Annotated in this window: 24 protein-coding genes; 13 read left to right on the top strand and 11 right to left on the bottom strand. The window is 68.1% G+C overall.

Features of this window, described 5'->3' with window-relative positions; all coding sequences use genetic code 11:
- Positions 1-76 precede the first annotated feature (76 nt).
- From phnC to zigA, 5 genes are all read left to right on the top strand, one after another.
- Positions 77-946 carry a phosphonate ABC transporter ATP-binding protein gene (phnC, locus tag NU688_RS11715; RefSeq protein WP_257860778.1) on the top strand — a complete coding sequence of 290 codons (870 nt, stop codon included), beginning with the start codon at positions 77-79 and terminating at the stop codon, positions 944-946.
- A gap of 59 nt (positions 947-1,005) precedes the next feature.
- Positions 1,006-1,950, top strand: a complete 945-nt coding sequence (gene phnD, locus NU688_RS11720) for a phosphonate ABC transporter substrate-binding protein (protein ID WP_257860779.1) — start codon at positions 1,006-1,008, stop codon at positions 1,948-1,950.
- 34 nt (positions 1,951-1,984) lie between these two features.
- Positions 1,985-2,788 carry a phosphonate ABC transporter, permease protein PhnE gene (gene phnE / locus NU688_RS11725; protein ID WP_257860780.1) on the top strand — a complete coding sequence of 268 codons (804 nt, stop codon included), beginning with the start codon at positions 1,985-1,987 and terminating at the stop codon, positions 2,786-2,788.
- A 276-nt stretch (positions 2,789-3,064) separates the two neighbouring features.
- On the top strand, positions 3,065-3,619 hold the full coding sequence (locus NU688_RS11730) for a phosphonate degradation HD-domain oxygenase (RefSeq protein ID WP_257860781.1): 555 nt from the start codon (positions 3,065-3,067) through the stop codon (positions 3,617-3,619).
- A 110-nt stretch (positions 3,620-3,729) separates the two neighbouring features.
- Positions 3,730-4,923 (top strand): zinc metallochaperone GTPase ZigA, encoded by a 1,194-nt coding sequence (zigA, locus tag NU688_RS11735; RefSeq protein ID WP_257860782.1) that lies wholly within the window; start codon positions 3,730-3,732, stop codon positions 4,921-4,923.
- 6 nt (positions 4,924-4,929) lie between these two features.
- On the opposite strand, the gene NU688_RS11740 is transcribed toward zigA, so the two are convergent.
- Positions 4,930-5,406, bottom strand: coding sequence for a Fur family transcriptional regulator (locus NU688_RS11740; RefSeq protein WP_206174530.1), 477 nt, complete (start codon positions 5,404-5,406; stop codon positions 4,930-4,932).
- Between the two features lie 114 nt (positions 5,407-5,520).
- Here NU688_RS11740 and NU688_RS11745 point away from each other — a divergent pair, with 114 nt between their 5' ends.
- The 3 genes from NU688_RS11745 to NU688_RS11755 all read left to right on the top strand — a co-directional run bounded on the left by NU688_RS11745 (position 5,521) and on the right by NU688_RS11755 (position 8,687).
- Positions 5,521-6,498 (top strand): AraC family transcriptional regulator, encoded by a 978-nt coding sequence (locus NU688_RS11745; RefSeq protein ID WP_257860783.1) that lies wholly within the window; start codon positions 5,521-5,523, stop codon positions 6,496-6,498.
- 81 nt (positions 6,499-6,579) lie between these two features.
- Positions 6,580-7,515: a tryptophan 2,3-dioxygenase gene (locus NU688_RS11750; protein ID WP_257860784.1), complete on the top strand. Its 936-nt coding sequence runs from the start codon at positions 6,580-6,582 to the stop codon at positions 7,513-7,515.
- Positions 7,516-7,526: 11 nt separating this feature from the next.
- The gene (locus NU688_RS11755; protein ID WP_257860785.1) at positions 7,527-8,687 is read left to right on the top strand and encodes an FAD-dependent oxidoreductase; all 1,161 of its coding nucleotides are present in this window, start codon (positions 7,527-7,529) and stop codon (positions 8,685-8,687) included.
- 7 nt (positions 8,688-8,694) lie between these two features.
- On the opposite strand, the gene NU688_RS11760 is transcribed toward NU688_RS11755, so the two are convergent.
- Entirely contained in the window at positions 8,695-9,003 is a 309-nt protein-coding gene (locus NU688_RS11760) for a hypothetical protein (RefSeq protein WP_257860786.1), read from the bottom strand.
- A gap of 131 nt (positions 9,004-9,134) precedes the next feature.
- On the opposite strand from NU688_RS11760, the gene NU688_RS11765 reads away from it, so the two are divergent.
- The 3 genes from NU688_RS11765 to gshA all read left to right on the top strand — a co-directional run bounded on the left by NU688_RS11765 (position 9,135) and on the right by gshA (position 11,903).
- Positions 9,135-9,800 carry an alpha/beta hydrolase gene (locus NU688_RS11765; protein ID WP_257860787.1) on the top strand — a complete coding sequence of 222 codons (666 nt, stop codon included), beginning with the start codon at positions 9,135-9,137 and terminating at the stop codon, positions 9,798-9,800.
- A 63-nt stretch (positions 9,801-9,863) separates the two neighbouring features.
- A complete protein-coding gene (locus tag NU688_RS11770) occupies positions 9,864-10,175 on the top strand; it encodes a putative quinol monooxygenase (RefSeq protein WP_093431065.1) in 312 nt (103 codons plus the stop codon).
- A 171-nt stretch (positions 10,176-10,346) separates the two neighbouring features.
- Positions 10,347-11,903: a glutamate--cysteine ligase gene (gshA, locus tag NU688_RS11775; RefSeq protein WP_257860788.1), complete on the top strand. Its 1,557-nt coding sequence runs from the start codon at positions 10,347-10,349 to the stop codon at positions 11,901-11,903.
- Between the two features lie 33 nt (positions 11,904-11,936).
- On the opposite strand, the gene NU688_RS11780 is transcribed toward gshA, so the two are convergent.
- Positions 11,937-12,959: an aldo/keto reductase gene (locus NU688_RS11780; RefSeq protein ID WP_257860789.1), complete on the bottom strand. Its 1,023-nt coding sequence runs from the start codon at positions 12,957-12,959 to the stop codon at positions 11,937-11,939.
- Between the two features lie 103 nt (positions 12,960-13,062).
- On the opposite strand from NU688_RS11780, the gene NU688_RS11785 reads away from it, so the two are divergent.
- Positions 13,063-13,974: a LysR substrate-binding domain-containing protein gene (locus NU688_RS11785; protein WP_257860790.1), complete on the top strand. Its 912-nt coding sequence runs from the start codon at positions 13,063-13,065 to the stop codon at positions 13,972-13,974.
- Between the two features lie 24 nt (positions 13,975-13,998).
- Here NU688_RS11785 and NU688_RS11790 read toward each other — a convergent pair whose 3' ends face one another.
- Genes NU688_RS11790 through NU688_RS11805 form a run of 4 tightly spaced genes read right to left on the bottom strand, consistent with a single transcriptional unit; the run spans position 13,999 to position 17,413 of the window.
- Positions 13,999-14,970, bottom strand: coding sequence for a tripartite tricarboxylate transporter substrate binding protein (locus NU688_RS11790; RefSeq protein ID WP_257860791.1), 972 nt, complete (start codon positions 14,968-14,970; stop codon positions 13,999-14,001).
- 18 nt (positions 14,971-14,988) lie between these two features.
- Positions 14,989-16,299, bottom strand: a complete 1,311-nt coding sequence (hmgA, locus tag NU688_RS11795; protein ID WP_257860792.1) for a homogentisate 1,2-dioxygenase — start codon at positions 16,297-16,299, stop codon at positions 14,989-14,991.
- Positions 16,300-16,304: 5 nt separating this feature from the next.
- Positions 16,305-16,631 carry an NIPSNAP family protein gene (locus tag NU688_RS11800; protein WP_257860793.1) on the bottom strand — a complete coding sequence of 109 codons (327 nt, stop codon included), beginning with the start codon at positions 16,629-16,631 and terminating at the stop codon, positions 16,305-16,307.
- Between the two features lie 20 nt (positions 16,632-16,651).
- Positions 16,652-17,413 (bottom strand): SDR family NAD(P)-dependent oxidoreductase, encoded by a 762-nt coding sequence (locus NU688_RS11805; protein ID WP_257860794.1) that lies wholly within the window; start codon positions 17,411-17,413, stop codon positions 16,652-16,654.
- A 181-nt stretch (positions 17,414-17,594) separates the two neighbouring features.
- Here NU688_RS11805 and NU688_RS11810 point away from each other — a divergent pair, with 181 nt between their 5' ends.
- The gene (locus NU688_RS11810; RefSeq protein ID WP_257860795.1) at positions 17,595-18,368 is read left to right on the top strand and encodes an IclR family transcriptional regulator; all 774 of its coding nucleotides are present in this window, start codon (positions 17,595-17,597) and stop codon (positions 18,366-18,368) included.
- A gap of 22 nt (positions 18,369-18,390) precedes the next feature.
- Here the strand turns inward: NU688_RS11810 and NU688_RS11815 are convergent, their stop codons facing one another.
- The 4 genes from NU688_RS11815 to NU688_RS11830 all read right to left on the bottom strand — a co-directional run bounded on the left by NU688_RS11815 (position 18,391) and on the right by NU688_RS11830 (position 22,133).
- Positions 18,391-19,158, bottom strand: coding sequence for an alpha/beta fold hydrolase (locus NU688_RS11815; RefSeq protein ID WP_257860796.1), 768 nt, complete (start codon positions 19,156-19,158; stop codon positions 18,391-18,393).
- Positions 19,159-19,192: 34 nt separating this feature from the next.
- A complete protein-coding gene (locus NU688_RS11820; protein ID WP_257860797.1) occupies positions 19,193-20,164 on the bottom strand; it encodes a tripartite tricarboxylate transporter substrate binding protein in 972 nt (323 codons plus the stop codon).
- A 63-nt stretch (positions 20,165-20,227) separates the two neighbouring features.
- Positions 20,228-20,959 (bottom strand): enoyl-CoA hydratase/isomerase family protein, encoded by a 732-nt coding sequence (locus tag NU688_RS11825; protein WP_257860798.1) that lies wholly within the window; start codon positions 20,957-20,959, stop codon positions 20,228-20,230.
- Entirely contained in the window at positions 20,946-22,133 is a 1,188-nt protein-coding gene (locus NU688_RS11830; RefSeq protein ID WP_257860799.1) for a S9 family peptidase, read from the bottom strand. Before NU688_RS11830 ends, NU688_RS11825 begins: the two co-directional genes overlap by 14 nt.
- Positions 22,134-22,196 lie beyond the last annotated feature (63 nt).

A 22,196-nucleotide genomic window follows, 5' to 3' on the forward strand; every position in this document is an offset into this window, starting at 1 on the left:
GGTCTTCGCCGAAATGTCGCTGCCGCGTCATACGGGCTGGCGAGACTGCATTTGTCTAGACGACTTGAAGAACGCCATGAACACACTCCTGCGCATCCGCCAGCTCAACAAGCACTTCGCCAACGGCAAGCACGCCTTGCGCGATATCAATCTCGATGTGGCGCGTGGCGACATGGTGGCGCTCATCGGCGCCTCGGGCTCGGGCAAATCGACGCTGCTGCGGCACATCGCCGGGCTCGTGGCGGCCGACGGCGCCACGCAGTCGCTGGTGGAGATCGATGGCTGCTGCGTGCAGCAGGCCGGTCGCATCCACCGCGACATCCGCAAGGTGCGCTCGCAGGTCGGCTTCGTGTTCCAGCAGTTCAATCTCGTCGCCCGGCTGCCGGTGCTGGTGAACGTGCTCGTGGGCTCGCTGCACCGCATGCCGTGGTGGCGCAGCTGGATGCGCCTCTTTACCGCGCAGGAGCGTGCACTGGCCCTCGAAGCACTGGCGCGCGTGGGCATTGCCGATTGCCATGCGCAGCGCGCCTCCACGCTGTCGGGCGGTCAGCAGCAGCGCGCCGCGATCGCGCGCACGCTGGTGCAGGGCGCCAAGGTGGTGCTGGCCGACGAGCCCATTGCCTCGCTCGATCCGGAGTCGTCGCGCAAGGTGATGGAGATCCTGGCGCGCATCAACCGCGAAGACGGCTGCACCGTGGTCGTCTCGCTGCACCAGGTCGAGATCGCGATGAAGTATTGCCCGCGGGTGGTGGCGCTGAACCAGGGCCAGGTGGTGTTCGACGGACCGTCTTCCGCGCTCACTCCCGAGTTGCTGCGCGAACTGTATGGCGTGCAGGCCGAAGAACTGCTGCGGCCCGCCACCCCGGACGCCGAGAGCGCCAGCGTGCACGTGCTGACGCCGCCCGCGGTCGTGCCCTGGGCGGCGCGCCCGGCGAAGGCCGCCTGAATCCATCGCACGCCTGAGTGCTCTCTTTCCTTTCCTACCGTTCCACTTTGGAGTCATCCATGATCAAGAAACTCTGTGCAGCCCTGGCCCTTGGCCTCGGCATGGTCGGCGCGTTGGCGCAGGACATCAACTTCGGCATCATCTCGACAGAGGCGACGCAGAACCTCAAGGGCGATTGGCAGCCCCTCATCGACGACATGAACCGCCAGACCGGTCTGAAGGTCACGGCCTTCTTCGCGCCCGACTACGCCGGCATCATCGAAGGCATGCGCTTCAACAAGGTGCATCTGGGCTGGTTCGGCAACAAGTCGGCGATGGAAGCCGTCGACCGCGCAAACGGCGAGGTGTTCGCCCAGATGGTCAATGCCGACGGCACGCAGGGCTACTACTCGCACTTGATCGTGAACCGGGAAAGCCCGCTCAACACCCTCGACGACGTGCTGAAGAACGCCAAGAGCCTGAGCTTCGGCAATGGCGACCCGAACTCGACCTCGGGCTTCCTGGTGCCCGGCTTCTACGTCTTTGCACAAAACAAGATCGACGCCAAGACCGCATTCCGCGTCACCCGCAGCGCCAACCACGAGACCAACGCACTGGCCGTTGCCAACAAGCAGGTGGACGTGGCGACCAACAACAGCGAGAACCTCGAGAAGGTCAAGGAACGCTTCCCCGAGAAGTTCAAGGACATCAAGATCGTCTGGACTTCGCCGCTGATTCCGCTCGATCCGTTGGTCATGCGCAAGGATCTGCCCGAAGCCACGAAGGCGAAGCTCAGGAACTTCTTCTTCAACTACGGCAAGACCGATGCGCGCGAGAAGGAAGTCATCATGAAGATCTCCAAGCTGTCGGGCTTCAAGGAGTCGAGCGACAAGCAACTGATGCCGATCCGCCAGCTGGACCTGTTTGGCCAGCGCAACAAGATCGAAGCCGACACCGTGCTGAGCGACGCCGACAGGAAGACGCGCCTGGCCGACATCGACAAGAAGCTGTCCGCGCTGAACTGAGTTCCGAGCGCAGCCGAACGACCCATCGCCCGCCATGCCTTCCTCGATTCCGATGACCCGCCCGCCGCTCGCAACCGTGGTTCCCAAGCGCAACCTGGCGTGGCAGATTTCCTGGGCCGCATTGCTGCTCCTGCTGCTGGCTTCCTGGAAGGGCGCCGACATGCGGCCGCTCGACCTCATCCGCGACAGCGGCAACATGGCGACCTACGCCGCCGAGTTCTTCCCGCCGAACTTCACGCATTGGCGCATGTACCTGCAGGAGATGGTGGTCACGCTGCAGATCGCACTGTGGGGCACGGTGCTGGCCGTGGTGACTGCCGTGCCGCTCGCGCTGCTGGCCTCGGCCAATATCGTGCCGTGGTGGATCTACCAGCCGGTGCGCCGGTTGATGGACAGCTGCCGGGCCATCAACGAGATGGTGTTCGCGATGCTGTTCGTGGTGGCCGTGGGGCTGGGGCCTTTTGCGGGGGTGCTGGCGCTCTGGGTGCACACGAGCGGCGTGCTGGCCAAGCTTTTCGCCGAGGCGGTGGAAGCCATCGATCCGCAGCCGGTGGAGGGCATTCGCTCCACAGGCGCGAGCGCGCTGCACGAGATCGTGTACGGCGTGCTGCCGCAGGTGATGCCGCTGTGGATTTCGTATGCGCTCTACCGCTTCGAGTCGAACGTGCGCTCGGCGTCGGTGGTGGGCATGGTGGGCGCGGGCGGCATCGGCGTGGTGCTGTGGGAGATCATCCGTGGCTTCCAGTACGCCGAGACCTGCGCGGTGATGATCATCATCGTGGTGAGCGTGAGCGTCATCGACCTGGTGTCGGCGCGCATCCGCAAAGTGCTGGTCTAGGGCCTGTTCGCACTATGCAAGGGGTCGCGAAGCTCGCCACAGCCCGCCCATCAAGGCGCATGACGCCGTGCGTGCGTCCGCACGCACAAGGAATGCAACGCCGAGGGGCGGGCTGTGGCGAGCTTCCCTCCGGGTTGCTTCGCCAAGGGGCCGTCTGCGGCGTTGCCTGCGCTTGCAAGGCTCCAGCCTTGCCGCGCCCGGGCGCCTTGCAGCCAGCCCCTTGGCGAAGCAACGCGACCCCTTGCATAGTGTGAACAGGCCCTTGGAAATTTCGCGATGGCATTGACCCTGGACGACATCGCCCGGTTGCTGGCCGACCGCGGCCGGCAGCAATACGGCCGCGAAGCCGTGAGCCAGCTGGACCACGCGCTGCAGTGCGCGGCGCTGGCCGAAGAAGCGGGAGAGAGCACCGAGACCGTGGTGGCGGCGTTGCTGCACGACCTCGGGCACCTGCTCGCGCCCGAAAACGCGCGGGACGACCGCAGCACCCCGCGGGAACGCGACGACCTGCACCAGTACATCGCGCTGCCCTTTCTGCACGGGCTCTTCCCACCGGGCGTGCTGGCGCCGATTCGCCTGCACGTGGACGCGAAGCGCTGCCTGTGCACGATCGATGCGGGCTACTGGGACAGCCTGTCGCCGGCTTCGAAGCACAGCCTGACGCTGCAGGGCGGGCGCTACACGCCGCAGGAGGCCGAGGCCTTCATGCGCGCACCGTTTGCCGAGGAAGCGCTGCGCGTTCGGCGCTATGACGATCTGGCCAAGGTGGAGGGCAGGGCAACGCCGCCGCTGGCGCGCTACCTGCAGAAGATGGCGCAGGTCGCGCTGTAGCGCGAGGTAACGCGAGGTTGGGCGAGTCCGGGCGGGCGTGGGCCGTAAATGCAACAAAATTGCATTGCTACCTATAATGCAATGCTGTTGCATATACAAAGAACGCCCACATGACCGATCGCCTCCCCGTTACCGTGCTGTCCGGTTTCCTCGGCGCGGGCAAGACCACCTTGCTCAACCACATCCTCAACAACCGCGAAGGGCGCCGCGTGGCGGTCATCGTCAACGACATGAGCGAGGTCAACATCGACGCGGCGCTCGTGCGCGACGGCGGCGCCAAGCTCTCGCGCACCGAAGAGAAGCTGGTCGAGATGAGCAACGGCTGCATCTGCTGCACGCTGCGCGAAGACCTGCTGATCGAGGTGAACCGCCTCGCGAAGGAAGGGCGCTTCGACCAGCTGGTGATCGAGTCCACCGGCATCTCCGAGCCCCTGCCCGTGGCCGAGACCTTCACCTTCGCGGGAGAGGACGGCAAGAGCCTGGCCGACGTGGCGCGGCTGGACACCATGGTGACGGTGGTCGATGCCTTCAACTTCCTGCGCGACTACGGCTCGCCCGACAGCCTGGGCCAGCGCGGCCAGTCGCTGGGCGACGAGGACACGCGCACGGTGGTCGACTTGCTGATCGAGCAGATCGAGTTCTGCGACGTGCTGGTGGTCAACAAGACCGACCTCGTCACGGCTGGGGAGCGCGGGCGGCTGATGGCGATCTTGCGCAGCCTGAACCCGCGTGCGCGCATCGAGGTGTCGGAGTTCGGTCGCGTCGCGCTCGACCGCGTGCTCGACACCGGTCTTTTCGATTTCGAGCAGGCCGAGCAGGCGCCGGGTTGGCTCGCCGAGTTGCGCGGCGAGCATGTGCCCGAGAGCGAGGAATACGGCATCCGCAGCTTCGTGTATCGCTCGCGCGTGCCGTTTCATCCCAAGCGCTTCTGGGACCTGGTGCAGAGCGAGTGGGAGGGCGTGGTGCGTTCCAAGGGATTCTTCTGGCTCGCGAGCCGCGCCACGCGCGCGGGCTCGTGGTCGCAGGCCGGTGGCGCCTGCCGCTACGGCGCGGCGGGCTTCTGGTGGGCGGCGGTGCCGCGCGAGCACTGGCCGACCGATCTCGAAGCACTGGAGCTGATCACCAACAACTGGGACCCGGCAACGGGCGATGCGCGGCAGGAGCTGGTGCTGATCGGCATCGGCATGGACGAGGCCGCGCTGCGTGCCCGGCTGGATGCCTGCCTGCTCACCGATAACGAGATGCGCTTTGGCCCCTCGTGGTGGCAGAACCTGCCCGATCCGTTCCCGTCCTGGAACGTCTGACCGCGCTCAGCGTGCGCAGTCGCCGCAGGTGCCGTGCAGCGTAAGCGCGGTGTGGCGGGTGTCGATGCCCTGCTTGCGCAGCGCCTTGCCGAGCCGGCCCATCACCTTGGGCAGCTCGGGGTCCGACGGCAGTGCCAATACCTTGTGGCACTGGTCGCATTCGAAGGTGTTGCCCGAGGCGGCTTCGACGTGCCGCGCGAAACGGTTGACCCGGTCGGCGCCCACGCGGCGGTCGCACAGGCCCGCTTCGACGAGGCGGTCGAGTACGCGGTAGATGGTCACGCGGTCGGGGGCTTCGCCGGTGGCGGTGGTGTAGGCGGCGGCCACTTCCTCGTGCGTCAGGGGTTGGGAGGTGTGCCGGAGCAGTTCCAGCACCGTCTGGGCGGCGCGTGTCACGCGGAGGCCGCTTTCGCGCAACAGGGTTTCGCTGTCGAATGCTGCGGCGGCCAGCGGGGGCTTCGGGTGTGGGGTGGGTGTCTTCATGCGAAACGCCATTGTGTTGCATCCCCGGGCCTCCTGTGTAAAGCAAAGCCGAATCGCCCGCCTGCCATGCCAGATAATCGCCGGCATTCCAGATCACCGGACGGCACGAACAGCATGGACACAGAGCGGGGCGGCGACGTACTCAGCCATGTGCTTGCGACGTACAAGTCCGAGCGGGCGGTCACCGCACGCTTCTCGCTCTCCGCACCCTGGGCCCTGCATTCGACCGGCGTGGCCGGCCCGCTGATCCGCATGTGCACCGGCGCGCCGTATTGGATCGCGGTCGACGGCGCCGAGCCGGTGGCCGTCGCGCCGCACGACATCGCGATGCTGCCGCAGGGCAGTCCGCACACCGTGTCGTCCGCGCCGGGGCTCGAGGCCGAGCCCTTTCGCGACCTGATCACCGCGCACTCGGTCGGTCGGCATGGCGACCATCCGATCGTGTTCTCGCACGGCGGTGGAGGCGCGGCGACCGAGCTGTTCTCGCTGCACCTGTGGATGCCCGCGGAGGGCCTGGGCTCCATCATGGCCAGCCTGCCGCCGCTGATCGTGCTGCGGCAGGGGCAGATTCCCACCACCGCGTCGCTTGCGCAGGCGATGGAATCGCTGGTCAACGAAACCATCGCGCAGCGGCCGGGCTGGCAGCTGTCGGCGGCGCGCATGGCCGACCTGTTGCTGGTGCACATCCTCTGCGAGCACCTGTATGCGCAGCCCCAGGCCGACCAGGCGCAGCAGGTGGGTCAGTTGCGCGGACTCGACGACGAGAGCATCGCCCGCGCGATGTCGCTGATGCACGAGCGGCCCGAGCATCCGTGGTCGGTGGCCACGCTGGCGCAGGCCAGTTATCTCTCGCGCACCATCTTCAGCGAGCGCTTTCGCGCGCTGGTGGGCGTGACGCCGATGCACTACCTCGGCTCCTACCGCATGACGCTGGCAGCCGAGAAGCTCAAGAACCGGCAACTGAGCCTGCACCAGGTGGCCGAGGCGGTGGGTTATGCATCGGAAAAAGCGTTCTCGCGCGCCTTTCAGCGCTGGACCGGCATGACGCCCAGCGCCTACGCCCGCCAGCACGGCAGGCCCGAATCCAGCTGATTCCGCCGCACCGGACGATCGGTGCCCAAATCCGGCGTGCCGGAGGTTGAGGCGGCGGCATGCGCGCCGAACAATCGGCGCATGCCCATCCAACGCCACAGAGTCATTCCCGAAGTCCGCAATCCGGCGCTCGAAAACTCCCTCGTGAAGTCGATCGCGGTCGGCGACAACCAGCAGCGCGAAGCCACGGTGAAGAACACCGACGGCGAGCCGCTGCTGCAGTTCGAAGGCGGCAGCAACCCGTACCTGGAGCACCAGCGCAACGACCTGCTGCTGAGCATCCAGCACCTGCGCAGCGAGGGCCACGACGAGATGGTCTTCATGTGCATCACGCACTGTAAGGAGCTGACCTTCAAGGCCATTCACTACGAGCTGGTCAACATGCAGGCGCGCATCCGCGCCGACGACGTGGCCGGCGCGCTCCAGCTGGTGCCGCGGGTGCGCGCGCTGCTCGAGTTCCTCGGCAAGACCTGGGACGTGCTCTCGACCATCACGCCGCACGAGTTCAACCAGTTCCGCAACACGCTGGGCATCGCCTCGGGGCAGCAGTCGTACATGTACCGGCATGTGGAGTTCATCCTCGGCAACAAGTCGGTGCCGCTCGCGCGTGCGCATGCGAACAACCCCGACGTGTGGCCCTACATGGAGCGCGCGCTGAATTCGCCGAGCCTCTACGACGACGTGCTCGCGCTGCTGTACCGCCGTGACATCGCGGTGCCGCCCGAGGCGCTGGCGCGCGACTGGTCGGCGCCCTATGTGGTGAACCCGGGCGTCGAAGCCGCGTGGCTCTGGGTGTACGGCGCCCCGACGCCGGAGAACGATCTCTACCGGCTCGGCGAGGCGCTGATGGACATCGCCGACGTGTTCTCGCAATACCGCTGGCGGCATTTCGTCTCGGTCGAGCGCATCCTCGGCTTCAAGCCGGGCACAGGCGGCTCGGCCGGCGTGGGGTGGCTGCGCAGCGTGGTCGATCACCGGTTCTTTCCCGAGCTGTGGTCCGTTCGCACCCAACTCTGAGCCGCTCGTTCATGACTGCCACACACAACAAGGTGCTGATCGTCGGCGCCGGCATCGCGGGCTGCTCGGCCGCCATCGCGCTGGCCGACAAGGGCATGCCGGTCACGCTGGTCGAGAAGCAGGCCGAATGGCGCTTCCAGAGCTCGGGCATCTTCATCTACAGCAACGGGCTGGAGGCGCTGCGCAGCGTCGGGGTGCTGCCGCAGATCCTCGATGCGGGCTTCGGCATCGCGGATGGGCGGAATGTCTATCTCGATCACCACGGCGTGCCGATCGTCGATGTGTTCTATCCGAGGTCGCACGGCGGCGCGGTGCCGATCCTGGGTATCAAGCGCGCGGAGATGCACCGCATCCTCGCGAGCCGGCTCGATGCGCTCGGCGTCGATATCCGGCTGGCGACGACGGTGGAAGAGATCCGTTCGCCAAGCGGCAGCGATCACGCGGAGGTCACGCTCTCCGATGGATCGACGCAGCGCTTCGATCTCGTCATCGGCGCCGACGGCATCCGCTCGCAGGTCCGCGAAGTCGTGAGCGGCCCTCTCACGCCGCGCTACACCGGCTTTGGCGTCTGGCGCAGCGTGCATGAGCGGCCGCGCGCGCTGGACGCGAAGATCATGATGATGGGCATCGGCAAGCGGCTCGGGATCATGCCGATCAGCGACGACAGGCTCTACATCTTCGGCACGGTGAGCGAACCTGCGGACCGTTGGTATCCGCGGGAACAATGGCCCGGGCTGATGCGCGAACGGTTCGCGGAATTCGGCGGGCCGGCGCGGCAGTTTCTCGACCAGCTCTCGGCGGATTCGGAAGTGCTCTACACCGCAGTCGAGGAAGTGCAGGCGCCGTTGCCGTGGCACGCGGGCCGCGTGCTGCTGATCGGCGATGCGGCGCATGCTTCGACGCCGTTCATGGGGCAGGGCGGCGCGATGGCGGTGGAAGACGCCGTGGTTCTCGCAGAAATGCTCGCGGCGGATGGTATCGGCGAGCAGACCCTGAGGGCCTTCGGCGAGCGCCGCTTTCCCATGTGCCGGTTCGTGCAGGACGCCTCGCGCAAGGTGGGCGAGGCCGGCGCGGTGGAAGACGCCGCGAGCTGCGCGCGCCGCAACACGGCCATGCAACAGACGGCCCAGCAGCAGGTCGATGCGTTCTATCGCCAGCTCGACGGATTGTGAACAGGCCCTAGCGGACGGCGCGGGACAGCGCCTTGGCGAAATCCGCGACATCGTCGTCGCGGCACACCTCGGCTGCCATCGGCGCCTGCCCGCCCGCCACGGCGACCAGCGCCATCGCCTTCTTCGGGCACAGGCCCAGGCAGGTCGACTGCACGACGCGAAGGCGCCCCGGCACATGCACCAGGTCGCGCTTGAGTTCCTTGCGGACCTGTCTGGCCTTGAGTTTCGTGGGGCCGTCGCTGCGCTCTTCGCAATCGCCGCAGACCAGCACCACGCCGGACAGCTTGATCTCGACCAGGGGAGGGGAATGGCTCACGCTCTTCTTTCCTTTCTTCTTTCCTTTTGTTTCAGCCCATCTTGGGTGCGAAGGCGAGCCGCGCAAGTCAGCCGACCGCCCGAATGCGCTAAGGTGAGGCCATCCGAATCCCTGAATACCTTTGCCCGACCATGTCCCGCCTTCCCATCGAAATCGAAACCGCTCCGAACCCCACCGCCTCCGTGATCCTGATGCACGGCCTGGGCGCCGACGGCAATGACTTCGTGCCGATCGCCGGCGAGCTCGACCTGTCCAGCGTCGGGCCAGTGCGCTTCGTGTTTCCCAATGCGCCGGTGATTCCGGTCACCCTGAACAACGGCTACCAGATGCCGGCCTGGTTCGACATCGCCGGCCCCGATTTCAATGTGCAGGAAGACGCCACGGGCCTGCGCCGCTCGCAGGCCGCCATCGAGGCACTGATCGCCAACGAAAAGGCCCGCGGCATCCCCGCGAACCGCATCGTGGTGGCCGGCTTCTCGCAGGGCTGCGCGATGGCGCTGCTGACCGGGCTGCGCCACACCGAACGCCTGGCCGGCATCGTCGGCCTCTCGGGCTGGCTGCCTCTGGCGGCGAGCACCGCGGCCGAGCGCCATGCGGCCAACCATGAGACGCCGGTGTTCCTCGGCCATGGCCGGCAAGACCCGATGGTGCCGCTGGCACGGGCCACGCAATCGCGCGATGCGCTCGTCGCCCTGGGCCATACCGTCGAGTGGCACGAGTACACGATGGCGCACTCGGTCTGCATGGAGGAAGTGGCCGACCTGAACGATTTCCTGTTGCGCGTGCTGGTGGGCTGAAGAAAAAACGAGCAGGCCGCTGCGGCAACCCACGAGACACACAGACGAAGAAGGAGACAGCCCATGATCCTCGTCATCGGACACGCCCTCGCCAAACCCGACACCTTGCAGGCGATGCTGGCCATCAGCGTGGAGCATGTGCTGCGCTCGCGCGCCGAGCCTGGCTGCATCTCGCACGAAGTCACGACCGACGTGCAGGACCCGCTGCGGCTGACTTTCGTGGAGCGCTGGAGCGACATGCCCGCGCTGCAGGCCCACTTTCGCGTCGATGCCTCGCGCGCCTTCGGCAAGGCGCTCGCGGCCATGGCCGACGGCACGCCGGAGATCCACGTCTACCAGTCGGACGAGATAGACCTGCGGGCCGGCCGCGCCTGACCCGCATTTTTCTCTACAGAAAAGGCCTTTGGCCCCCATGGTGCCTATGCAGGGAGCTATCAAAAAAGTAGCGGGCGAAAGCCTAGCTGGAAACGGGATTCCCTGCACGAGCGTTGCCCGCGCGCCCGTGCTACCTTCCAGCCCCTCAGAAGATTGATGGGTCATAACAATATGAGCAACAGATTGCAGGAGAGGCTGGGTGCCCTTTCAGCCGCACGACTGAATGGCATGCGACGTGGCATCGAGAAGGAAAGCCTGCGCGCGCTGCCCGACGGCAAGCTCGCGCTGACGCCGCATCCGCTGGCGCTGGGCTCGGCGCTCACGCATCCGCACATCACGACCGACTTCAGCGAATCGCAGCTCGAGCTCATCACGGGCGTGCACACCGGCGTCGAATCGGCGCTGGAGGAATTGACCCGCGTCCACCAGTTCACCTACCGCGTGCTCGACCAGCTGGGCGACGAACGCCTCTGGGTCTCCAGCATGCCCTGCGGCCTGCCGACCGACGAGACCATTCCCATCGGGCGCTACGGCTCCTCGAACGTGGGCCGTGCCAAGAGCGTCTACCGCATGGGCCTGAGCCACCGCTATGGCCGCCGCATGCAGACCATCTCGGGCATTCACTACAACTGGTCGCTGCCCGATGTGTCGAGCGAACAGTACTTCGCGCTGATCCGCAATTTCCGCCGCCACGCCTTCCTCTTGCTGTACCTGTTCGGCGCCTCGCCGGCCTTGTGTTCGAGCTTTGTCGCGGGCCGCCCGCACGAGCTGCAGCCGCTGGGCGACGGCAGCATGTTCATGCCGCACGGCACGTCGCTGCGCATGGGGCGCCTGGGCTACCAGAGCGATGCGCAGGCCTCGCTGGCCGTGAGCTACAACAGCCTCGACGGCTACGGCGCCTCGCTGCAGGACGCGCTCACGCGCCCATGGCCAGCTTACGAATCCATCGGCATCCGCAATCTCGGCGGCGACTACAACCAGCTGGGCACCAGCCTGCTGCAGATCGAGAACGAGTTCTACGGCACCATCCGCCCCAAGCGCGTGATCAACCCCGGCGAGCGTCCGCTGCATGCGCTGCGCGAGCGCGGCGTCGAATATGTCGAGGTGCGCCTGATGGACCTGGACCCCTTCGAGACCGTCGGCATCAACGCACAGACCATGCGCTTCATCGACGTGTTCCTGCTGCATTGCCTCTTGAGCGACAGCCCCGACGACACGCCTGAAGAAATCGCCGACCTGGCGCGCAACCAGCACCTGACCGCCGCGCGCGGTCGCGAGCCGGGCCTGCGCTTGTCGCGCAATGGCAGCGAAGTGACGCTGACCGACTGGGGCATCGAACTGGTCGACGAATGCCTGCCCATCGCCGCCGCGCTCGATGCGGCGCAGGGCGGCACGCAGCACACCGACGCAGTGAAGGCGGCCAGGGCCGCACTGCAGAACCCCGACAGCCTGCCCTCGGCCCGCGTGCTCGCGGCCGTCGAGCAGCAGCATGGCAACTCCTTCATCGGCTTCGTGCGCGCCCAGTCGGAGCAGACCCGCGCCACGCTGCTGGCCCTGCCGTTCTCGGCCGAACAGCAGGCCGGCTTCGAGCGCATGACCGCCGAGTCGATCCAGGAGCAAAAGCGCATCGAGGCGGCAGACACCATGCCCTTCGAGATCTACCGCGAGCAGTACGTCTCGCCCGCGCGGCTGGGCATCGCCCGCGGGCGCATGGCGGTCGCGGCCTGAGAGCGCCGGTTCTCCCGGCGCTTTCGATCCGTCTTATTTTTCCTTGCGGTCTGCCGGAACCGGCGCATCGGCCGCGATGAGCTTCTGCTCGCGCATCTCGTCCCAGAACGCCGCGGGAATCACCGCCGCCAGCGCTGCCTGATCTTCGGCGATGCGCTCGGGACGGCTGGCACCGGGAATCACGGCCGCCACCGCCGGGTTGGCCAGCGAGAACTGCAACGCGGCTGCCTTGATGCCGACGTGATGGCGCTCGGCCACGGCCTTGATGCGCTCGACCCTGGCGATGATTTCCGGCGATGCCTTCTGGTACTCGAAGTGCGTGCCGCCGGCCAGGATGCCCGAGCTGTACGGGCCGCCCACGACGATGTCCACGTTCTGCTTCGCGGCGGCGGGCATCAGGCGCTGCAGGGCGCGCTCGTGGTCCAGCAGCGTGTAGCGGCCGGCCAGCAGGAACCCGTCCGGCTTCGCTTCGCTCAGGTCCAGCGTCAGCTCGCACGGCTCCACGCGGTTGACCCCGAGGCCCCAGGCCTTGATCACGCCTTCCTCGCGCAGGCGGCTCAGCACGCGGAAGGCGCCCTTGCGGGCGATTTCGAACTGCGCGAGCCATTCGTCGCCGTAGAAGTCCTGGGCGATGTCGTGCACCCAGACGATGTCCAGCCGGTCGGTGTTCAGGCGCTTGAGGCTGTCCTCGATCGAGCGCAGGGTCGCGTCCGCCGAGTAGTCGTTGACCAGCTTGTTCGGCCGGCCGAACTCGAAGAGCCCGCCTTTCTCGCCGAGGTCGCGCGCGGTCGTCTCTTCGGTTTCGTCCAGCACGAGGCGGCCGACCTTGGTGCTCAGCACGTAGTCGTCGCGCCGGTGCTTCGCCAGCGCCGCGCCGAGGCGGATCTCGGCCAGCCCCGCGCCGTAGAACGGCGCCGTGTCGAAGTAACGGATGCCGTGATCCCAGGCGGCATCGACCGTGGCGAGGGCTTCCGCCTCGGGGATGTTGCGGAACATGTTGCCCAGCGGGGCGGTCCCGAAGCCCAGGAGGCTGGGCAGTTTGTCCTTGATGCGCATGAAAGAAGGTCCTTGGTGAGTGGTTGGATGACGTCACTGTAGGTTTCGGTGTTGAGTCTGTCCAAGACATAATTCGTCCAACTTGAGTCTCGATAGGTCTTAAATGCTGGACATCCGCCAACTTCACTACTTCGTCGCCGTCGCGGAAGACGAGCACGTCGGCCGTGCCGCCGAGCGGCTGCACATCTCCCAGTCGCCGCTGAGCCGGCAGATCGCGCAGCTGGAGGAGCGGCTGGGCCTCGTGCTGTTCGAGCGCAGCCAGCAGCGCATCCGCCTCACGGCCGACGGCCGCACCTTCCTCGCGGAGGCGCGCGCGCTGCTGACGCATGCCAACCGCCTGGAATCGCTGGCGCGGCGGCTCGGGCGCGGCGACGAGGGCGGCCTGTGCATCGGCTACATCGAGAACGCCATGCACTCCGGCGTGCTGTCCGATGCGCTGCGGACCCTGCGCGCCACGCGGCCCGCGGTGCACATCGCGCTCTACAACCAGCAGTCGGCGGACCAGCTCGAGGGGCTGCGGCAGCGCAGCCTGGACATCGCGCTGGTGTGCGAGCCGCCGCTGGCGAACGACCCCGACCTGCGGGGCGCGTTGCTGTCGAGCGATCCGATGCTGCTGGCCCTGCCCGAATCGCATCCGCTCGCATCGGCAACCAAGTTGACGCCGGCCGCCCTGGGAAAGCTGGAATGGATCGCGGTGCAGCAAAAGGAGAGCGCGCTCACGCACGACGGCTTCGTCGCCGCATGCGCCAAGGCCGGGTTCACGCCGAACATCTCGATGGAGGCGGCCGAGCCATTGACCGCGCTGGGGCTGGTGGCCGCGGGTCTTGGCGTGGCGATGGTGCAGAGCAGCCTGCGCCGCCATGCGCCCGCCGGCGTGGTGCTGCGCGAGCTGCCATGGTTCACCTACAGGACGCCGCTGTGGGCGGCCTGGCACAACGTCAACCTGCGGCCGCTGGTCGAGATCTTCCGCATGACCTTGCTGGACGGCATCCGGCAGGAGGGCGAGAGCCTATAGCGCTCGCCCGATCGCACGCAGCGCTCATTGCCGGGCAATCCCGGCCTGGGCGACGACCTCGCTCCAGCGCTTGATCTCCCGTTCGACCATCGACTTCATCTGTGCGGGCGAGGAGGGCGAGGCTTCGCTGCCGAGGGACGCCAGCGTCGTCTTGACGCCGGGGTTGTCGAGCGCCGCGCGCACGCTGCCATTGAGAGCATTGATCGCGTGTATCGGCGTACCGCTGGGCGCCGCAAGGCCCAGCCAGGAACGGATCTCGAAGCCCTTCAGCACGCTGGCCACGACAGGCACCTGCGGCATCGACGGCCAGGCCTCTGCGCTCGTGATCGCCAGCGCGCGCAGCCGGCCCGACTGGATGTGCGGCGTCGCCACCGTCAGCGTGTCCGCGAGGATGTCGACATCGCCCGCGATCACCGCCTGCACCGGTGCGCCGCCGCCGCGATAGGGCACATGCAGCAGGCCCGCGCCGGCGCTGATGCCCAGCAGCTCTCCCACCATGTGCTGCGTCGAGCCCACGCCCACCGAGGTGAAGGTGACGCGCCCGGGCGCCTGTCGCGCGGTCGCGAGGAGGTCGGCAAGCGTCCGGGCCGGATGGTCCGCACGCACGGCAACGACGAAGGGAAAGCTGGTCACGGTCGAGACGAACGCGAAGTCCTTCACCGGCTCGTAGGGCAGGGTCTTGCGCAGCGCCGCGGACACCGTGTGCGCGCCGGTGAGCATGACGAGGTTGTAGCCGTCGGGCCGGGCCTTGGCCACGAAGTCGGTGGCGATCAGGCCGCCCGCGCCGCTCTTGATCTCGACGATCACGGGCTGCTTGAGCGTCTCCTGCATCTTCTGCGCGAGCAGGCGCGAGACGATGTCGGCATTGCCGCCCGCGCCGAAGCCGTGGTTGAGCTGGATCGACCGGTCGGGGTAGCCGCCCTGTGCGCGCGCCGCAGGCACCAGCGCGAGCGCGGCGGCGGTGGCGACGAGGTCGCGTCGCCTGAAGGTCGTCATGGTCGTCGTCTCCTGTCGTCAGGCGTTGCCGGCCCTGAATCCGTGCCACACCGTGTCGTAGTCGGGCTGCAGGTTGGCGGCCGCAAGCGCCTGCGCCGTGGGCCGGAACACATGGCGGCTCTCGAACATGAAGGCCAGGGTGTCGGCCAGGCGGTGCGGCGCGAGTTCGGCGGTGCTGGCCCGCTCGAAGGTGGCGGCGTCGGGGCCGTGCGGCAGCATGCAGTTGTGCAGGCTCACGCCGCCGGGCACGAAGCCTTCGGCCTTTGCGTCGTAGACGCCGCGCACCAGGCCCATCAGCTCGCTCATCACGTTGCGGTGGAACCAGGGCGGGCGGAAGGTGTCTTCCGCCACGAGCCAGCGCGGCGGGAAGATCACGAAGTCGCAGTTGGCGACGCCGGGTGTGTCGCTGCCGGAGGTCAGCACCGTGTAGATCGACGGATCGGGGTGATCGAAGCTGATCGTGCCGATGGCCATGAACCGCGCCAGGTCGTACTTGCAGGGCACGAGGTTGCCGTGCCATGCGACCACGTCCAGCGGCGTGCTCGCCTGCCCGCCTTCCCAAAGGTGGCCCATGAACTTGTTGACGATGCGCACGGGCCCGGCGTCTTCCTCGAAGGCGGCGACGGGCGCGAGGAAATCGCGTGCGTTCGCGAGGCCGTTCGATCCGATCGGCCCCAGCTCCGGCAGGCGGAAGGGGGCGCCGTAGTTCTCGCAGACATAGCCGCGCGCCTCGCCCTCGGGCAGCGCGACGCGAAAGCGCATGCCACGCGGCACCAGCGCGATTTCGCCGGGCGCGATGTGCAGCCGGCCCAGTTCGGTGTGGAGCAGGAGCGCGCCGGACTGCGGCACGAGGAGCAGTTCGCCATCCGAGTTCACCAGGTAGCGCCCGTCCATCGAGCGGTTCGCGCGGTAGACGTGCACCGCCGCGCCGGTCTGCCCGTGCGCATCGCCGTTGCCGGCAACGGTCAGCATGCCGTCGACGAAGTCCGTGGCTTCGGCCGGCATCGGCCAGGGGTTCCAGCGCAGCCGGTTGGCCGGCGCTTCCGCTTCGTTGAACGGGCCGCTGCGCCAGCCGCCGTCGTCGATGCGCGCAAAGGCCTCGTGCATGGCGCTGGGGCGGCGCCGGTACATCCAGGTGCGCAGGTTGCGGTCGCGCGGCGCGGTGAAGGCCGTGCCGGACAGCAGCTCGGCATACAGGCCCAGCGGCGCCTGCTGCGGCGAATTGCGGCCAACGGGCAGGGCGCCGGGAAGCGCCTCGCTGGCGAACTGGTTGCCGAATCCGCTCTGGTACTCGGGCGCCGCATCGGCCTGGCCTGCATGTGCTGCCATGGCCGTCAGTCCTGCTGCCATTGCGGCGTGAAGAAGGCGGTCGGCAGCAGGATCTTCGATTCCTGGTTCTGCAGCAGCGGCAGCATCTCCACCACGTAGGCCTTCCATCCGGGGTCGGCCATCAGCAGTTCCCGTCGCTCGGCGCGCTCGTTCATGTCCACGTAGGCCCACATGTGGATCACCTGGTTGAGCGGGCCGGTCTCGGTGCGGTAGTAGCCGACCATGCGCCCGAGGATGCGGCGCTGGATGGCCAGGCCCTTGGCCTCGTACAGCGACAGGTAGGCGCGCCATTGGCCGGGGTGGGTGGTGTAGGTGCGTTGTTCGACAAGCATGGTTGCAGCGGCTGCGCCCTTCACAGGCTGTGCCCTCCGTCGATGACGATCCGCGTGCCCGTGGCCGTGCGCAGGTGCGTCACGCACCCGAGCACGGCGAGCGCCACGTCCTCGGGTGTGACGATGCGCCCGAGCGGCGTGGCGGCCGCCTTCTTCAACAGGTCGTCGCGGCTGCGGCCCTGCACGAAGTCGGTGTCGACCGCCGCGGGCGAGACGCTCACGAAGCGCACGGGGCCGAAGGCCCGGGCCATCGACACGGTCATCGTGTCGAGCGCCGCCTTGGCCGCGCAGTAGGCGATGTTGCTGCCCAGGCCTGTGAAGGCCGACACGGAAGACACGTTGATCACCGCCGCATCGGCGGATGCCTTCAGCAGCGGCATCAGCGCGCGCGTGATGGCGTAGGGGCCGCCGACGTTGGCGGCAAGGATCTCGTCGAACAGCGCCGGTGCGAGCGCATCGAGGTCGCCATGGGCGATGCGCCGCGTGAAGCCGGCCGAGTTCACGAGCACGTCGACGCGGCCGAAGCTGCGATGCAGCATGTCCGCCATGTCGGCATGCGCCGCGCTGTCGGTCAGCGGTATCCGCAGCGTGCGGTGGCCGTTGCCCGGCAATGCTTCGCCGAGTGCCCGTGCACGTTCGGCGCCTTCGTTGTAGCCGATGACGACCGTTGCGCCCGCATCTGCCAGCGCACGCACGCAGGCCGCGCCGATGCCACTGCTGCCGCCGGTGACGACGGCGATGCGGCCCGCCAGCGGGGCCGCGGCATCCTGCGCCGTGTTCATCGGCATCTCCCGCGAAGCGTTGTTTTCTTTTTCTTCATGAATGTCCTCGGTCGTTGCGTTCGATCGGCATGCGCCGGGAGTGGCGCAAGTGCTGTCCGATAGCCGGGGCGCCGCTAGGGCGCCAGCGGGAATTGTTTTCTAATGGGCCGCCTCGAACCAGCCGTTTGTCCACCAATCGAACATGAAAACGCCCTCCGATGCAGGCTCGCTGAAACGAGGCGTGGTGATCCTCAAGCTGCTGGCCACGGCGGGCCCGCGCGGGCTGGCGCTGACCGAGCTGTCCGAGAAATCGCAGATCCCGCATCCCTCGGTGCACCGCATCCTGGGCCAGCTCGCCGCGGAGCGGCTGGCGGTCTTCAACGACGAACTCCGGCGCTACAAGCTCGGTCCGCTGGCCTTCGAGCTGGGCGTGGCCAGTTCGACCATGCACGACATCCGCGACCTGTGCGAACCCGCGATGGACACGCTGGCCCGCGAGACCGGCGACACCGTCTACCTGGTGGTGCGCAGCAGCTTCGATGCGGTCTGCATGCATCGCCGGGAAGGGGCCTTTCCGATTCGCGCGCTGGTGCTCGAGGTCGGCAGCCGGCGCCCGCTGGGCGTGGGCGCGGGCGGGCTGGCGATCCTCTCGGCCATCGCTGACGAGGAGCGCGCCGACATCATCGAAAGGGTGGGGCCGAGTCTTGCGGCCTTCGGGAAACTGTCGGCCGAGGACCTGGCGCAAGCCTGCGTGGAGGCGCGCGCGTTGGGCGCCGCGGTGATCCAGAACCGCGTGAGCCTGGGAGTGAAGGCGGTCGGCGTGCCTTTTCGCGATTCGATGGGGCAGGCCGTGGGCGCGTTGAGCGTGGCCGCGTTGTCGCAGCGCCTGGGCCAGCGGCGCATTGCGCAGGTGGCCGACATGCTGCGCGAGGCGACGCAGTCGGTGGAGATCCTGCTGCGCAAGCGAAAGCCGTGAGGCCGTCGCGGCGGTGGCTTCTTCAGCCGCCGTGCTGCCGCAGGAATGCCTCGGCGCGCGTCACCAGGTACGCCGGCGTCTCCAGCATCGGGTAGTGGCCGGCATTGGGCAGCGTCTCGATCTGCGCGTGCGGGTACATGCGGGGAAAGGTGGCCTGCACGAAGTCAGACGACACGCCCGCGTCGTGCTCGCCCACCAGCACCAGCAGCGGTGCGCGCAGCGCGCCCGCCCGGTCGGAGAAATCGGTGGTCGAGAAGGCGTGAAAGTAATCCCCGAAGGCCACGGGCTCGGCCGTCGCGCGCTGGTGGGCCAGGATCGAGCGGGCCAATGCGGGCGTCAGGCGCGAGCCGAGCGAGGTTTCGATCACGCCGAGGGCCGCCTGCTCGTTGGAGGCCGCCGACGCGAACAGCGCCGCAACCTCGGGAGGCAGCGGCACGCCGGAGGCCGGCACCGGCGTCACGCACACCGCGGCCTCGATGCGGCCGGGCGCGTCGATCGCGACGCGCTGCGCCACCATGCCGCCCATGGAATGGCCGAGCAGGCTGAAGCGCTCCCAACCCAGCTGGTCGGCCAGCGCGAGGGCGTCGCCAGCGATCTCGGCGATCGTGTACGCACCCTCGATGGCCCGCGAGGCGCCGTAGCCGCGGTAGTCGGGAAAGGCATAGGTGAAGGCCTCCCCGTCCAGCAGCGGATAGGTCGGCGCCCAGATGCCGTGGTCGCCGAACCAGCCGTGCAGGACCATCACCCGGCGGGGGCCGTGGCCCAGGATCTCGTGGCCCAGAGTCGTCATGTGCGTTCTCCTGTGTCCTTGTGGATGCGCGGCGTCAATCGATCTTGATGCCCGCGGTGCCGATCACCTTCGACCACTTTGCCGATTCGCCCGCGATGGTGCTCGCGAACTGGGCCGGCGTGCTGGCCACGACGTCGACGGTCTGGTCACTCAACTGGCGGCGCACTTCCGGGTCGGCGAGCACCTTCTGCAGTTCGGAGGCCAGCCGCTCGATCACCGGGCCCGGCGTGCCCGCGGGCGCGTGCAGGCCGAACCAGAGGGCCGAGTCGAAATTGGCGATGCCCGCTTCCGCAAAGGTCGGCACCTGGGGCAGGGTGGCCATGCGATGCCGGCCGATGACCGCGAGCGCCTTGACCCGCCCGGCATTGATCTGCGCCAGCACCGGCGCGGCGGGCGTGAATGCCAGGTCCACCCGGCCGGCCATCACATCGGTCAGCGCCTGGGCGCCGCCCTTGTAGGGCACGTGCGTCAGGCGCACCTGGGCCGACTGGTTGAACGACTCGCCATAGAGATGCGTGAACGTGCCGTTGCCCGAGGAGCCGTAGCTGAACTTGCCGGGCGCTTCGGAAGCCGCCGCAATCAGCTCCTTGACCGTGCCGGCGGGAAGGTCGGTGCGTGCGATCAGCACCGCGGGCGCCTCGGCGAGCAGCGTCACCGGCGTCAGGTCCTTGGTGAAGCTGAAGCGCAGGTTCGGATACAGGCTCGGGTTGATGACGTTCGCGGTGGTGCTCAGCAGCAGGGTGTAGCCGTCGGGCGCGGCATGGGCCACGGCCTCGGCGGCGATGCTGCTGCCCGCGCCCGGCCGGTTCTCGACGATCACGGGCTGCCCGAGGCCCTGCGTCATGCGCGGGCCGAGGATGCGAACGATCAGGTCGCCGGTGCTGCCGGCGGGGAACCCGACCAGGATGCGGATCGGCTTGTCCGGGTAGGCGGCGGATGCGGCTGGCGCGCATGCGCCCGCCAGCGCGAAGGCGGCCAGCAGGGGCGCGAGAAATGGAAGTCGCATGTCGATGTCTCCTTCTTTGTTTTCCCTCACGTCGCGCCGGCTCTTCCTCGCCAGCGCCTTGCTTCAGCGCGAGCCCAGCACGTTGGCCAGCAAGCTCGCGCCGTAGAGCACCGCGTTGGGTTCGTGATGCCGCGGCGCGGTCGCCAGGAACTGCTTGACCGCCTGCACGGCCGGCGCGGGAAAGGACAGAAGGCGCTTCACCAGCGCATCGCTCTCCGTCTGAAGCCGGCGGCTCTCGACCACCCGGCCCACGATGCCCGCGGCCAGCGCCTCGCGGGCACCGATGGGTTCCGCGCCGAAGACCAGGTGCGCCAAGGCCTTGGCCGGCATCCGGTCCAGCAGCGGCGCCATCGCGATGCAGGGCGGAATGCCGCGCTCGAGTTCGCGCAGCGCGAAGCTGCTGTCCTCTTCGCACAGCGTGAGATCGCAGCGCGTGGCCAGCACCAGCCCGATGCCCCACGCCCGGCCCGTCACGATGCCGACGACCGGCGAACGGCAGCGGCCGAACGCGTCGTAGAGCGCCTGGATCGGCGCCGCATCGTCGCGCAGCACGTCCGCCGCGTTGACCCCGGCACCGGGCGGCGGTGGCGCCATGTCGCGGCCGAGGCAGAAGTCGGTGCCCTGGGCGCGCAGCACGATCACCCGGCTGTCGCGCGCCGCGTCCAGTGCAGCGGCCAGCGCGAGGGCCATGGCGTTGGTCAGGCGGTTGTTGGCCTCCGGTCGCTGCAGCCGGAGGGTGGCTACGTCGCCCTGCACATCGCAACCGATCCAGGAAGTTTTTTCAGGCGTTGTCATGGGGCGGTGTCTCCTGCAGGCGTTCGGCCATCCAGTCGCACACCATGCTCAGCGCGGGCTCGGGCCGGTCGAGGTTCACGTGGGCGGCGCCGCCTTCTTCCTCGGTGAACACGCGCAACTGTTTGTGGCGCGAACTCACCGCGTCCATCAGCCGCTGCGCTTCCGAGGGCGGGGCATGCCGGTCGTTGGCGCCGTGCACGATGAAGAGGTCGCAGTCGATGCGCGCGGCCACGCCTTCGAGGCGGAAGTCCTCCAGCTTGCGGAACGCGCTGTCCCAGTCCGGCACGCCCAGGATGCGCAGGATCTGCTTGCCGGTGGTGCCCAGCGGCGCGCTGTTGCCGAGCTGGGTGGCGCCTTGGCCCGGCACGTAGCCGACGCGCCGCACCATGCAGGCATGGGTGTCGAAGACGGCGCCCATCACCGCGCAGGCCTTGATGCGCTTCTCGAACGCGACGGCGCGTGGTGCGTAGTAGCCGCCCCAGCTGGCGGCCACCATGCCGATGCGCGTGGGGTCCACGTCCTTCCGCCGCACGAGCCAGTCCACGCAGGCCGTCACCGGCTTCTCGAAATCGTGGCGTGCGGTCAGGCCGTGCACGCGCAGCGCCGAGCCCTGGCCCGGGCCGTCGAAGGCGAGGGTGGCGATGCCGCGGCGCGCAAGGTTCTGCGCGACGTAGAACATCTCTTCCTTGTTCGCGTCGAGGCCGTCCGACAGCAGCGCCACCGGCCCCGGGCCGCTGCGGCCCACGGCGGGCACGAGGTAGGCCGGGATCACGCTGCCTTCGAACGGAATGTCCACCAGCTCGATGGCGGGGGCGCGGTGCTGCGCGAAGGTCTCGAAGCACGACAGGTGCTTGGCGTAGGCGCGCGCGGCGCGGGGATCGTCCGGGTCCAGCAGTCCTTCGGCCCACTGGTGGTAGACCGAGGCGCGCAAGGCGAAGTCGCTGGCGCTCACGCGATGCCCGCGCGCCAGGGCGTCGGCCGCCGATTGCTCCAGCTGGCGCCCGAGTTCGCTCCACGCGCGATGCCAGGCCTCCACGTCGCCGGCGGGCTGCACCTCGGCCGCGTCCTTCAGGCGGGAGCAGGCCCAGTCAATTTCACCGAACAGTCCACCCGCGGCAATGGCGCGAAGCACCGCGAGCGACCAGCGATAGTTTTGGGGGAAGTAGAAGAACATGGTCCCGCGTCAGGTCGAAGAATCGACTCATTGTTCGCGGACCCTTCTCCCGAAACCATGGCT

It is taken from the genome of Variovorax sp. ZS18.2.2, assembly GCF_024701975.1.
Classification (GTDB): domain Bacteria; phylum Pseudomonadota; class Gammaproteobacteria; order Burkholderiales; family Burkholderiaceae_C; genus Variovorax.